This window comes from Pseudomonas wuhanensis (assembly GCF_030687395.1).
Taxonomy (GTDB): Bacteria; Pseudomonadota; Gammaproteobacteria; order Pseudomonadales; family Pseudomonadaceae; genus Aquipseudomonas; species Aquipseudomonas wuhanensis.
The window spans coordinates 897,629-911,001 of the sequence record NZ_CP117430.1 but is presented as its reverse complement, the minus strand read 5'-3'; the positions used below and the strand labels follow the sequence as shown (position 1 = coordinate 911,001).

Genomic DNA, 13,373 nt, shown 5'->3' with positions numbered 1-13,373 from the left:
GGCCGAGTGGCTCAAAATCAGGGTTTTCAACGAATGTTTCGCAAAAAGTAACGGAACCCCCGGAACGTGCCTAAACTCCAAACTGCGCGGCTGGAACGAATAACCGGCCCACTGGCACCATTAGGGGCCAGCACCCTGTCCATTGGTATGCACACAAAGAGAACATAGCTATGAAACGGATTCTTCTCGGTACTCTCTTCACCGCTGTATCCATCAACGCCATGGCTCAGGCGCCAGGCGGTCCGGACTGCGGTTGGGGCAACATGCTGTTCGAAGGTCAGCGTGGCACCCCGGCACACTTCCTGGCATCCACCACCAACGGCACTTCCGGTAACGCAACATTCGGTATGACCTCCGGTACCAACGGTTGCTCGACCAACGCGTCGCTGACCTATGGCGGCAAATCCTGGATCGCCATGAATGGCATGATGAACGAGCTGTCCGAAGACATGGCTAAAGGTCAGGGCGAAGCGCTGACCACTTACGCCGTGGTACTGGGCGTGGCGCCGGAAGACCGTGCGCACTTCGCCGCTGTGACTCATCAGCACTTCCAGCAGATCTTCAGCAAAGCTGACGTGACCGCTGATGACGTGCATACCAACACCCTGGCCGTGCTGAAAAGCGATCCTCGTCTGGCCAAGTACGCCACTCAAGCTTAAGCTCGACCGGCCCGCTCTCTTTGGGGAGCGGGTTTTATTTTTTGAACCTGGCTCTTTTGGCCTGCCCCTTTGGGTCTTTGTTTCTTTCGGCTTAAGTTGCTCACTATGCTCAAACGCCTTGCCTGGCTGGCGCTCTGTGTCTGCGCCCCGCTGTCCGCCGCGCCACATATCGACAATCAACGTTTGCAGCAACTGGCCAACGACCCCTTCTGGATTTCCCTGGGGCATTACGAAACCGCCAAGCTCGGTGGCTGGCGCAGCTATGTCAGCGACAAGAAATTCTTTCTCGCCCCCGAGGGCAACGAACATCCCGACCGTGAACTGGCGGCGACCGTGCAGGCACTGTATGCCCCGGCCAGTGCCGGTGAGCAGCATGCCCAATGCGTTTATCCGGCCCGCACCCGCTGGCTCAAGGCGCAACTTGAGCTGAGCGATCTGCCGACGCCGGACTGTGCTGAGTTCAAGCAATGGTTCAAGGACGTTTCGCCCCATAGCGCGGTGATGATTTTTCCGGCGGCCTACCTGAACAGCCCATCGTCGATGTTCGGCCACACCTTGCTGCGCATCGATCAGGCCAATGTGCAGAGCGACAAGACGTCGCTGCTCAGTTACGCGATCAACTTCGGCGCCTACATCGAAGGTTCGGACAACAGCATTCTGTACGCCTGGAAAGGCTTGATGGGCGGTTATCCCGGGCTGTTTGCGCTGGTGCCGTATCAGGAAAAACTCTCTGAATACCGCAGCCTCGAGAACCGCGATCTGTGGGAATACCGCCTGAACCTGACCCAGCAGGAAACCGAGCGCATGGTCGAGCACGTCTGGGAGCTCAAGCAGATCCAGTTCGACTACTTCTTCTTCGACGAAAACTGCTCCTACCGCCTGCTTGAGCTGTTGCAAGTGGCACGGCCGAGCCTGCAGTTGACCGAGCAATTCCCGTTGACGGCCATCCCCACCGACACGGTAAAAGCGGTGAAAGAAGCCGGGCTGGTGGAATCGATCGAGTATCGCCCGTCCCGTGAGCGTGAACTGCTAAGCCGTGCCGAGCCATTAACCTCCGAAGAGCAGGAGTGGGTGCTGAAAGTCAGTGCCGATCAGAAACAATTGCAGACCCCGGCGTTCAAGGCTCTACCTCGCGACCGTCAGGCGTTGATCATTGATGCGGCTTATCGTCTGGAGCGTTATCGCGCCAATGGCCAGGAACGTGACCCGCAACGGGCCCAACGCAGTTTCGAATTGCTGCGAGCAATCAATCAAAACCCGCCCCCGGAGCTGAAAATTCCGCAACCCGGCCTGCCCGAGGACGGTCATGAGTCCCGCACCTGGCAGGCCGGCATCGGCACCCGGGGCGACAAGGCCTTCGGCGAATATGGCCTGCGCATGGCCTATCACGACCTCAATGACAACATGGAAAGCTTCCCCCTCGGTGCGCAGATCGAAATTCTGCAGATGAAGCTGCGTCAATACGAAGGCAATGAGTGGCAGTTGCAGCAACTGGATCTGGCGACCATCCGCTCGCTGACGCCTCGCAATGAATTGCTGCAACCGCTGTCATGGCAAGTCACCGGTGGCCTGGAGCGCGTACCGGGCAAGCATGATGACGAAACCCTGGTCAGCCATGTCAACGGCGGTGGCGGCGGGACCTGGCAACTGGGTGACGACATGCTCGGTTTCGCCTTGGGTACCGTGCGCGTAGAGCACAATAATGACTTTGCGCAATTCATCGCACCGGCCGCGGGCTTCAACAGCGGTCTGCTGTGGAAAAACCCGCTGGGCAACTTCAGCCTGGAAGCCAAGGGCGATTACTTCACCAATGGCGAAGTGCGCCGGAGTGTGAGCCTGAATCAGCAGTGGGAACTGTCGCGCAATCTGGGTGTGCGCCTGAGCGCCCAGCGTGAATTCAGCCACCTGGCTTCGCCCGAAAACGAAGTGATGCTTGAGGTGAAGTGGTATCACTATTGACGCAAATCCCTTGTGGGAGCAACTGTCTTGATGTCTTTTATTTTGAAGTTTGATCAAAGGGCAGCCGAACTTCCACAGTCTCAAACCATGTGATTTCCCAAATGAGCAAGCAGTCTGTTTAGGCTGCCTGCTCTCTCCACTCAGTTTGGTCACGGATCATCGCGTTCAGCCTTATCAACAACACCCGCATGCAGGCGATCAGCGCCACTTTCGCGCATTTACCTCTCAGGCGAAGCGCGTCATATCGGGCTTTGAACTCGGGTTGTCGCAAAATCACAGCCCAACTGGCCATGTACATCGCACGTCGCACGGCAAATCGGCCACCGCTTATATGACGAGGCCCTTCGTGGTTGCCGCTGTCGTCGTTGTAAGGGGCGATCCCTGCCAGTGCTGCGATCTCGTGCCGTCCAACCTCTCCCAGCTCAGGCAGGTAGGCCATGATGCTGGCTGCGGTCACGAGCCCTAGTCCCTTAACCGAGCGCAAGCGGGCAATTTTTTCACTGTCCAGGTCTTTGGCGCTTTGGCAGATCAGCTGTTCTATCGACTTTATTGCCTGATCTAAATAGTCGATATGGCTTTGCAACAAGGGTTTTATCGAGTCGACAGAAGCCGTTTTGATACGCCGCCTGTCGTCACTTTGCTGCTGAACAAAGTTTTCGCGTTGCTGTACCAGCGCACGCAAATTGTCCTGTTCGGCGCTGGTGATACGGCTATCGGCGTCCTTTATAATCGTTGCAAATTCGGCGAGAAGCCGCGCATCTATCGCGTCTGTTTTAGCGCGATAACCCATTGCCTTGGCAAAATCTTTCGCCCGACGAGGATTGATTCGTAAGACGTCAAAGCCGCCCCTTTGAAGCACCTTCATGGGCCCCCGCTCGTAGCCACCGGTGGCTTCCAGTAACACGCGGGTGACTTCGAAGCCTTTTAACCAATCAATCAGCACCGGGAAACCACTGGCGCTGTTCGGAAAACTCGCACCAATGCCTTGCGAATTAATCCAGACTTCCAGACTGTCTTTGGAAACATCAATGCCTGCGCAGGAAAACATGGCTAAACCCTCTTACACTCATAAATGAGAGCGCTCTGGTTGGGCTCCACGCTTGTAATGTTCGAGGTCGGCTCGTTCAACTGTTCGGGCTCAATAACCAGAGTGGAGAGGTGAATGGCAGCATGGGCTCCCACACGTGCTGCTAGCACTCCGGGCGTTCAGCTTGCCACTCACCGCTCTCATCTTCAGTCTAAGTCCTGCGCAAGACACAAGCGGGCTTGCTCGCGAAAGCGAAGTGTCAGTCGATATAAATGTTGACTGACACACCGCCTTCGCGAGCAAGCCCGCTCCCACATGGAATCCTTGTAAGCCCACAGATTAATCACAAGCCTTTCACACACACCCGACAGTTCCGCTTCTAGACTTCCCTTATAGGCCGTTGAACGGTCCAGGAGTCCGAGATGTGGCGTTGCGTGGGTGTATTGGGGTTGTTGGTAATGATCACGGGATGCCAGTCGACCCACGAGGATCTGATCGCCAAGGGTTATCCGCCGGCGTTCGCCGATGGCTTCGATGACGGTTGCAGCAGTGGCCGGCAAGCCGCCGGGGCGATCACTGGCGAGTTTCGCAAGAATGTCCCGCGTTACCTCAAGGACAAGCAATACGCCGAAGGCTGGACCGATGGCTTCCGTCAGTGCCAGGCCATGCGTGAAAACGAGGATCGTAACGAGTACAAGGAACGCCATTGGGACGAGCGCGAACGGGCCTGGCAACAACAGAAAGACAGGGACGCCGCGCGAGCCTATCGCTCGCAATAAGTCGTTTACAGACATTCGTCGAAACTTAAAGCCTGCGACCATGGCCCAAACCCTATAACGGGAGAACAGCATGAGTCGCGCCTTCGTCAATGAAGATAACGCTGCTGCACAAACCGATCAGCCAGTCGAACGGCAGGTCAGCGCGCAGCCCAATTACGTCACGCCAGCGGGCCTCGCGCAGCTTCAGGCGAAAGTCGCCGAACTGCAAAAACTGCTTGATGAGGAAAGCGCCAAAGGCGAACTGGCCGACAAGCAGCGCCAGGCCGACCTCGATCGCGACTGGCGCTACTTCAAGCAGCGCCTGCAAAGCGCCCAAGTGGTCGCGCAGGCCTCCTCGGTCGATAAAGTGCAGATCGGCAACTGGGTGACCTTTGCCGACGAGCACGGTCATGAGCAGCGCGTGCAATTGGTCGGAGAAGACCAGGCGGATGCCGCCCATGGCTTGATCAATTGGAGCTCGCCGCTGGGGCGGGCGTTGCTCGGGGCGCAGGTGGGCGATGAAGTGTTGTGGAAGCGGCCGGCGGGGGATTTGGTGATTGAGGTTCTGGCCATTGCGATTGGGTGAATTCGATGACGCCTTCGCGGGCAAGCCCGCTCCCACAAGGGTTCTCGAACGTTCTCAAAATCCGAGCCTGAAACAGATCCCTGTGGGAGCGGGCTTGCCCGCGATAGCCGCGCCTCGGTCTTACTGAACGCCCATAAAAAAACGGAGCCCCGAAGGCTCCGTTTTTTTATGCAACCAACCTGAAATCAGGCCAGTTTTTTGTGGCGTACCCGGTGTGGCTGGGCAGCCGCTTCGCCAAGGCGCTTGCGACGATCGGCTTCGTACTCGGTGTAGTTGCCTTCGAAGAACACCGCTTGCGAGTCGTCTTCGTACGCCAGGATGTGAGTCGCGACGCGGTCAAGGAACCACCGATCGTGGGAGATCACAATGGCGGCGCCCGGGAAGTCCAGCAGGGCTTCTTCCAGGGAACGCAGGGTTTCAACGTCGAGGTCGTTGGACGGTTCGTCGAGCAGCAGGACGTTGCCGCCCTCTTTCAGGGTCAGGGCCAGGTGCAAGCGACCACGCTCACCACCGGACAGGTCCTTGACGAACTTCTGCTGATCGCCGCCCTTGAAGTTGAAGCGCCCCACGTAGGTGCGCGACGGGATCTCGTAGTTGCCGATGCGAATCTGATCGGAACCGTCGGAGATTTGCTGGAACACAGTCTTGCTGCCGTCCAGGTCTTCACGGCTCTGATCGACGCACGCCAGCTGCACGGTTTCGCCGACTTCGATGGAGCCCGAATCCGGCGTTTCCTTGCCCATCAGCATACGGAACAGGGTCGATTTACCGGCACCGTTACCGCCGATCACGCCAACGATGGCGCCTTTAGGCATGGAGAACGACAGGTTGTCGATCAGCACGCGATCGCCGTAGCCCTTGCTGACGTTCTTGAACTCGATGACCTTGTCGCCCAGGCGCGGGCCGGCCGGGATGTAGATCTCGTTGGTTTCGCTGCGCTTCTGGAATTCCTGCGATTGCATTTCTTCGAAGCGTTGCAGACGAGCCTTGGATTTGGACTGGCGGGCCTTGGCGCCTTTGCGCACCCACTCCAGTTCTTCCTTCATGGCCTTTTCGTGAGCCGACTGCTGCTTGGATTCGGCCGCCAGACGATCGGACTTGGCTTCAAGCCAACCCGAATAGTTGCCCTCGTACGGGATACCAGCACCGCGGTCGAGCTCGAGGATCCAGCCGGCGACGTTGTCCAGGAAGTAACGGTCGTGCGTGATCGCAACCACGGTGCCCGGGAAATCGTGCAGGAAGTGCTCCAGCCAGGCGACGGAATCGGCGTCCAGGTGGTTGGTCGGTTCGTCGAGCAGCAGCATGTCCGGTGCGGACAACAGCAGGCGGCACAGGGCCACACGACGCTTTTCACCACCGGACAGGAATTCGACCTTGGCATCCCACGCTGGCAGGCGCAGTGCATCAGCGGCGACTTCCAGTTGGCGATCCAGGTTGTGACCGTCGCTGGCTTGCAGGATGGCTTCAAGTTTGGCCTGTTCTGCCGCCAGCTTGTCGAAGTCTGCATCCGGTTCAGCGTAGGCCGCGTAAACCTCGTCCAGACGCGCCTGAGCGTCCTTGATCACGCTGACCGCTTCCTCGACCACTTCACGCACGGTCTTGGTCGGATCCAGAATCGGCTCCTGCGGCAGGTAACCAATGTTCAGGTCCGGCATCGGACGGGCTTCACCGTCGAACTCGGTATCGACGCCAGCCATGATTTTCAGCAGCGTGGACTTACCCGAACCGTTGAGACCGAGTACGCCGATTTTGGCGCCTGGGAAGAACGACAGCGAAATGTTTTTCAGGATTTCCCGCTTCGGCGGAACAACTTTGCCCAGCCGATGCATGGTGAAGACGTATTGAGCCATGGAGAACCTTGGGTCAGTGACTGATGAATGATTGGAGCGCAGGCGATGCCCGGCCAGGCCATGCGCGTCGTTCGTTTGATGGGTATCAAAGCGTGCGCGCTGAAAAAAACCTGATTCTAGGAGCTGGAACGCTCCCGCGTAACCGGCAAAGCTACCTTATTGATAGAAGGCAGTCCAGCCGAGCGGGACTGGCACTTAGCCACAACTCAAGGCATGCTAGCCGCCCTTCGGGCGTCCGGCTTATAGTGCACGTCGCGCCAGTCCAGCCAAACCGCAGGATTACAGTTTGTCTAATGTCTCTCCGCCATCGTCCGTGAGCGCACTCAATCCTGCGACTGGCTCGCCCCTGCGCGGAACCTTGAAGGGCGCGCTGGCGACCCTCGTGCTGTTGCTGCTCGCACTGCTGTTCTGGCAGTTGCTGGATCAGCTTCGCGAAACCCAGAAAAACCAGCGCCAGTACACCATCGACTACTCCGCCGATCTGGCTGCGCAAGTCAGCCTCAACATGGCACTCAATGCCCAGATCGCCCTGAACCTGCTACCGATCATCGAACAACCACAAAGCCCCGACGAACAGCAGGCGTTGCTGCGCAAACTGCAGCAATCGCTGCCCGACCTGCGCAGCCTGGCGCTGCTCAGTCCCTCCGGAAAAATCCTCAGCGACAGTGCCGCCGACAGCCCGGATGCCCATTACCTGAGCGAACTGGTTCAACGCAGCCGCGCCCAGGCCCATTATTTCAGCAATGCCGACGACGGTTCGGTGGTGCACCTGCTCCTGCATCAGGCCAGCGGCAGTACCCGCGGCTATTGGGTCCTGCGCCTGACGCCGACGTTTTTCTCCTCACTGACCAAACAGGGTGACGTTGGCATCCGCCCCCAGTGGCTGGTAGAAAACCGCATCAATCATCAAATCATCAGCCGCGATGACGCCCAGCCCTCGGCCAAACCTGCCGTGCTGACAGCCGACGAACTGGCCAACAGCGTGCTGACAGTTCCCTTGAGCAGCAGCGACTGGCAATTGCGCGGGTTGTTCGACCGGCAACGGGTGATCGAACACCTGCTGCCGGCGTTCATCGGCAAATGCCTGCTGGGCCTGGCCCTCTCCTTATTGCCGTTCATCGCTCTGCTGAACATTCGTCGCCGTCAACGCCAACTGCATGAAGGCCGTCGACGCTATCAGGACATTTTCGAAGGCACCGGCGTTGCGCTGTGTGTGCTCGACCTGTCCGGGCTCAAAAGTATCTTCGACAGGGCTCAACTCAACAGCAGCGAGCAGTTGAAGGCCTGGCTCGAGACACCGGAGCAGCGCCAGCAACTGCTGCAGGAGTTGCGCATTACCGAGGTCAACCAGGTCGCCCTGCAGCTGCTCAATGTCAATTCCTGCGATCAAGCCTGGAAACTGCTGATCGACGGCTCCCCATTGGACTGCACGGCCATCGGCAATCAAGTGCTCGAAGCGGTGCTCCACCAGCAAAAACAGCTTGAGCTGGAAATCAAGCTTCAGGACGCCAATGGCCGCGACCAGCATTTTTGGCTGGTGCTGCGTCTGCCGGAAGATCAGGCCGACTACAAGGCGGTGATCCTTAGCATCAGCGACATCACCAGCCGCAAACTCATCGAGCTGTCGCTGCTGGAGCGTGAAGGGTTCTGGTCCGACGTAGTGCGCACCGTGCCGGATCATCTGTATGTGCAGGATGTGATCAGCCAGCGGATGATCTTCAGCAACCATCACCTGGGGCAAACGCTGGGTTACAACCGCACCGAACTGCACCAGATGGGCGAGTATTTCTGGGAAATCCTGTTGCACCCCGAGGATGCCGACTACTACCACCGATCACGCCAGTCCCAACGTCACGCGGGTTACACCCAACTGATGCAATGCCAGCTGCGCTTCCGCCATCGCGATGGCAAATGGCGGCGTTTCGATATTCGCGAGCAGGCCCTGGCGCGGGACAAACACGATCAGGTTACGCGCATCATTGGCGTGGCCAAGGACATCACCGAGCAGATCGAAGCCAGTGAGTCCCTGCGCGACAGCGAGCAACGCTACCGGATGCTCGCCGAAAGCATCAGTGACGTAATTTTCTCCACCGACAGCAAGATGTCGCTCAACTACGTCAGCCCCTCAGTTCAAGCCGTGCTGGGCTTTGACGCCGACTGGATATTCCAGAACGGATGGCAATCGACCATCGCCAATCCGCAACAACTGACCGGCATCTACAGCCTGATGGACCGGGTCAGCAAAGCGCTGGATAAACCCGAACAACTGGCGCTGCTACGCAGCCAGGTGCAGACCCAGCTGTTTCTGTTCGACTGCCTGCGGGCCGACGGACGCAAGATCCCTATCGAGTTGCGCCTGGTGCTGGTCTGGGACGAACACGGTGCCTTCGAAGGTGTGCTCGGGGTCGGCCGCGACATCAGCCAGCAACGTCGAGCCGAGAAAGACCTGCGCATGGCGGCCACGGTATTCGAGCACTCGACCTCGGCGATTCTGATCACTGACCCGGCCGGCTACATCGTCCAGGCCAACGAGGCTTTCAGTCGCGTCAGCGGCTATGCGGTGGCCCAGGTCCTCGACCAGTTGCCGAACATGCTCACCGTCGATGAGCAGCAGGAAGCCCATCTGCGCTATGTGCTCAAGCAATTGCATCAGCACAGCACCTGGGAAGGCGAAGTCTGGCTCAAGCGTCGCAACGGCGAGCATTACCCGGCCTGGGTCGGGATTACAGCGGTGCTCGACGATGAAGGCGATCTGGCCAGCTACGTGTGTTTCTTCAGCGACATCAGCGAGCGCAAGGCCAGTGAGCAACGGATTCACCGCCTCGCCTATTACGACGCCCTGACCCACCTGCCCAACCGCACGCTGTTCCAGGATCGCCTGCACACCGCGCTGCAATCGGCTGAGCGGCAGAAGTCCTGGGTGGTGCTGATGTTCCTCGACCTCGACCGTTTCAAGCCGATCAACGACTCCCTGGGCCACGCCGCCGGCGACCGTATGCTCAAGGAAATGGCCACACGCCTGCTCGGTTGCGTCGACGATGACGACACCGTGGCGCGCATGGGTGGCGATGAGTTCACGTTGCTGCTGCAACCGCGGGTCAACCGGGAGATCGCGCTGAACCGGGCAATTCATGTGGCCGAACAGATCCTCGCCAGCCTGGTGAAGCCGTTCGTGCTGGAAGGCCGCGAGTTTTTTGTCACTGCCAGTATCGGCATCGCCCTGAGTCCTCAGGACGGTAGCGAACTCAGTCAGCTGATGAAGAACGCCGACACCGCGATGTACCACGCCAAGGAGCGCGGCAAGAACAACTTCCAGTTCTATCAGGCCGACATGAACGCCAGCGCCCTGGAACGTCTGGAGCTGGAAAGCGACTTGCGTCATGCCTTGGAACAAAACGAATTCGTGCTGTACTACCAGCCGCAATTCAGTGGCGACGGCAAGCGTCTGACCGGCGCCGAAGCCCTGCTGCGCTGGCGCCACCCACGACGCGGTCTGGTGCCGCCGGGGGATTTCATTCCGGTGCTCGAAGAGCTCGGGCTGGTGGTGGACGTCGGCGACTGGGTGATCAGCGAAGCCTGCAGTCAGCTCAAGACCTGGCACCAGACCAAGGTGCGGGTGCCAAAGGTTTCGGTGAATATTTCGGCCCGGCAGTTCTCCGACGGGCAACTCGGCACCCGGATCGCCACCATCCTCAAGGAAACCGGCCTGCCGCCGGCGTGCCTTGAGCTGGAGTTGACTGAAAGTATCCTGATGCGCGAAGTCAGTGAGGCGATGCAGATCCTCGCCGGGTTGAAAAACCTCGGCCTGAGCATCGCAGTCGATGACTTCGGCACCGGTTATTCATCGCTCAACTACCTCAAGCAATTCCCGATCGATGTGCTGAAAATCGACCGTACCTTCGTCGATGGCCTGCCCTCGGGTGAACAGGATGCGCAAATTGCCCGGGCAATCATCGCCATGGCCCACAGCCTCAATCTGGCGGTGATCGCCGAAGGCGTGGAAACCCACGAGCAGCTCGACTTCCTGCGTGAGCATGGTTGCGATGAGGTTCAGGGGTATCTGTTTGGACGACCCATGCCGGCGAGTCGGTTTGAGGCGCAATTCAGCAATGATGCGTTGTTCATGCTCGACTGAAGCTTGATCGTTCCCACGCTCTGCGTGGGAATGTAGCCCGTGACGCTCCGCGTCACATGCCGAAGCGGACGCAGAGCCTCCAATGAGGCATTCCCACGCAGAGCGTGGGAACGATCACCTGACACTGGCCAGCCTGGACACCATAAATCCCGCGCATGAACACCACTTGTCTGCGACATGATGTCCTTTCATATGCCATCTAAAACCCATTGGGTTAGAATGCCTCCCTTTTCTGCCCCCGATCCTTGAGGACCGCCATGTTCAGCCGTGATTTGACTATTGCCAAGTACGACGCCGACCTTTTTGCCGCCATGGAGCAAGAAGCTCAGCGCCAGGAAGAACACATCGAGCTGATCGCTTCGGAAAACTACACCAGCCCAGCGGTGATGGAAGCTCAAGGCTCGGTACTGACCAACAAGTACGCCGAAGGTTATCCGGGCAAGCGCTACTACGGTGGTTGCGAGTTCGTCGACGTGGTTGAGCAACTGGCCATCGACCGCGCCAAAGAATTGTTCGGCGCCGATTACGCCAACGTTCAGCCACACGCCGGTTCCCAAGCCAACAGCGCCGTTTACCTGGCCCTGCTGCAAGCGGGCGACACTATTCTGGGCATGAGCCTGGCCCACGGCGGTCACCTGACCCACGGTGCCAGCGTTTCGTCCTCCGGCAAGCTGTACAACGCTGTTCAGTACGGCATCGACGCCAACGGCCTGATCGACTACGACGAAGTCGAGCGTCTGGCGGTTGAACACAAGCCAAAAATGATCGTGGCCGGTTTCTCTGCCTACTCGCAGATCCTCGACTTCCCGCGCTTTCGCGCTATCGCTGACAAAGTTGGCGCTTACCTGTTCGTCGACATGGCTCACGTGGCCGGTCTGGTCGCCGCTGGCGTCTACCCGAACCCGGTTCCATTCGCTGACGTCGTGACCACCACCACGCACAAGACCCTGCGCGGTCCACGTGGCGGTCTGATCCTGGCTCGCGCCAACGCCGACATCGAGAAGAAGCTGAACTCCGCGGTATTCCCGGGCGCCCAGGGCGGCCCGCTGGAGCACGTGATCGCTGCCAAGGCGATCTGCTTCAAGGAAGCGCTGCAGCCTGAGTTCAAGGCCTACCAGCAACAAGTGGTGAAAAACGCCCAGGCCATGGCCGGCGTGTTCATCGAGCGCGGTTTCGACGTGGTGTCGGGCGGTACTCAGAACCACCTGTTCCTGCTGTCGCTGATCAAGCAGGAAATCTCCGGTAAAGACGCCGATGCCGCACTGGGCAAAGCGTTCATCACCGTGAACAAGAACTCGGTACCGAACGATCCACGCTCCCCGTTCGTCACCTCCGGTCTGCGTTTCGGTACACCGGCAGTGACCACTCGCGGCTTCAAGGAAGCAGAGTGCAAAGAACTGGCCGGCTGGATCTGCGACATCCTGGCTGACCTGAACAACGAAGCGGTGATCGATGCCGTTCGTGAGAAGGTCAAGGCTATCTGCAAGAAGCTGCCGGTGTATGGCGCTTAATTGCAACTCGTAACATAAAGAAACCCGGCTGATCAGCCGGGTTTTTTTTCGCCTGCAATTTTACCCATATTATCTATACACTCGCCCATTGCTTACCGATTGATTGCTTATTTAAACACTTAACAAAAACAAAACAACCAACATATAGAAATACATAACAGCCACTTCAACCCTACAAAAACGATTACTATCCGACTGCAATCACACCAATAAAGCCAAGGACGACTTTATGACTACCAACCGACAAAAATCATTCATTGCAACACTGGAACTGGATAACCGATATGTAGAGTTCCTGCAGACTCTGCATGGAAATCCAGCCATTCGATTCGACACATTCGCCAGTGGCGGCTTCTATACTGGCACCCCAACAACACGCAACGACTCTCACTTACTGGGCAGTCGCGCACAAGAAGAAATAGAGGCCATTGCGCCATTAACCCTCTACTTCCGATGCACTAACGACTATTACACCTTATACATCCGTTCTCACGACCCCTATACAGGGCATTGTATAAGCAAGGATTCCGCGGGAGTGCTTGGCGCATTTCTTCCCGCGGGCAGCGACACCACTTCTTTCAATATCCTGGGCAGTCAAAACAACATCATGACGCTGGAAGACATGCCAAATGATATTCACAGAGTCCGGCTTAAGGCTCGAAACTCGGGGCACATCGGCGCTCTCCGTCGCAAGGGAGCACCCTACAGCTATCTAGCCGAGATCGAGAAGCAAGGCGTGGTGTTCAAGCTACGCATTATCGAGCGCAACGCCTCCTTCCTGAGCAACCCTGACGAAATCTGAGAGGCCGCCGGGAACAACGCCTGCGGCATCGTCATACAGGCACCACAGCGATTGCTGGTCGATCCCCCAACCATCAAGGTACAAAC

The 13,373-nt window shown here is 58.1% G+C and carries 9 protein-coding genes; 7 read left to right on the top strand and 2 right to left on the bottom strand.

What is annotated here, in order from left to right:
• The first annotated feature begins 170 nt into the window (after window positions 1-170).
• Both PSH88_RS04270 and PSH88_RS04265 read left to right on the top strand, forming a co-directional pair.
• Entirely contained in the window at window positions 171-659 is a 489-nt protein-coding gene (locus PSH88_RS04270; RefSeq protein ID WP_007901840.1) for a DUF3015 domain-containing protein, read from the top strand.
• Window positions 660-764: 105 nt separating this feature from the next.
• On the top strand, window positions 765-2,618 hold the full coding sequence (locus PSH88_RS04265) for an Lnb N-terminal periplasmic domain-containing protein (RefSeq protein ID WP_305425071.1): 1,854 nt from the start codon (window positions 765-767) through the stop codon (window positions 2,616-2,618).
• A gap of 118 nt (window positions 2,619-2,736) precedes the next feature.
• On the opposite strand, the gene PSH88_RS04260 is transcribed toward PSH88_RS04265, so the two are convergent.
• Complete coding sequence (locus PSH88_RS04260) at window positions 2,737-3,666, bottom strand: transposase (RefSeq protein WP_305421584.1); 930 nt, start codon at window positions 3,664-3,666, stop codon at window positions 2,737-2,739.
• 401 nt (window positions 3,667-4,067) lie between these two features.
• On the opposite strand from PSH88_RS04260, the gene PSH88_RS04255 reads away from it, so the two are divergent.
• The gene (locus tag PSH88_RS04255) at window positions 4,068-4,424 is read left to right on the top strand and encodes a hypothetical protein (protein WP_305425068.1); all 357 of its coding nucleotides are present in this window, start codon (window positions 4,068-4,070) and stop codon (window positions 4,422-4,424) included.
• A 70-nt stretch (window positions 4,425-4,494) separates the two neighbouring features.
• Window positions 4,495-4,989, top strand: a complete 495-nt coding sequence (locus tag PSH88_RS04250) for a GreA/GreB family elongation factor (RefSeq protein ID WP_305425067.1) — start codon at window positions 4,495-4,497, stop codon at window positions 4,987-4,989.
• A gap of 185 nt (window positions 4,990-5,174) precedes the next feature.
• On the opposite strand, the gene ettA is transcribed toward PSH88_RS04250, so the two are convergent.
• The gene (ettA, locus tag PSH88_RS04245; RefSeq protein ID WP_305425066.1) at window positions 5,175-6,839 is read right to left on the bottom strand and encodes an energy-dependent translational throttle protein EttA; all 1,665 of its coding nucleotides are present in this window, start codon (window positions 6,837-6,839) and stop codon (window positions 5,175-5,177) included.
• Window positions 6,840-7,125: 286 nt separating this feature from the next.
• Here ettA and PSH88_RS04240 point away from each other — a divergent pair, with 286 nt between their 5' ends.
• From PSH88_RS04240 to PSH88_RS04230, 3 genes are all read left to right on the top strand, one after another.
• Window positions 7,126-10,974: a bifunctional diguanylate cyclase/phosphodiesterase gene (locus tag PSH88_RS04240; RefSeq protein WP_305425065.1), complete on the top strand. Its 3,849-nt coding sequence runs from the start codon at window positions 7,126-7,128 to the stop codon at window positions 10,972-10,974.
• Between the two features lie 257 nt (window positions 10,975-11,231).
• Window positions 11,232-12,485 carry a serine hydroxymethyltransferase gene (gene glyA / locus PSH88_RS04235; RefSeq protein WP_030129473.1) on the top strand — a complete coding sequence of 418 codons (1,254 nt, stop codon included), beginning with the start codon at window positions 11,232-11,234 and terminating at the stop codon, window positions 12,483-12,485.
• A 229-nt stretch (window positions 12,486-12,714) separates the two neighbouring features.
• Complete coding sequence (locus PSH88_RS04230) at window positions 12,715-13,287, top strand: hypothetical protein (protein ID WP_305425064.1); 573 nt, start codon at window positions 12,715-12,717, stop codon at window positions 13,285-13,287.
• Window positions 13,288-13,373: the final 86 nt, after the last annotated feature.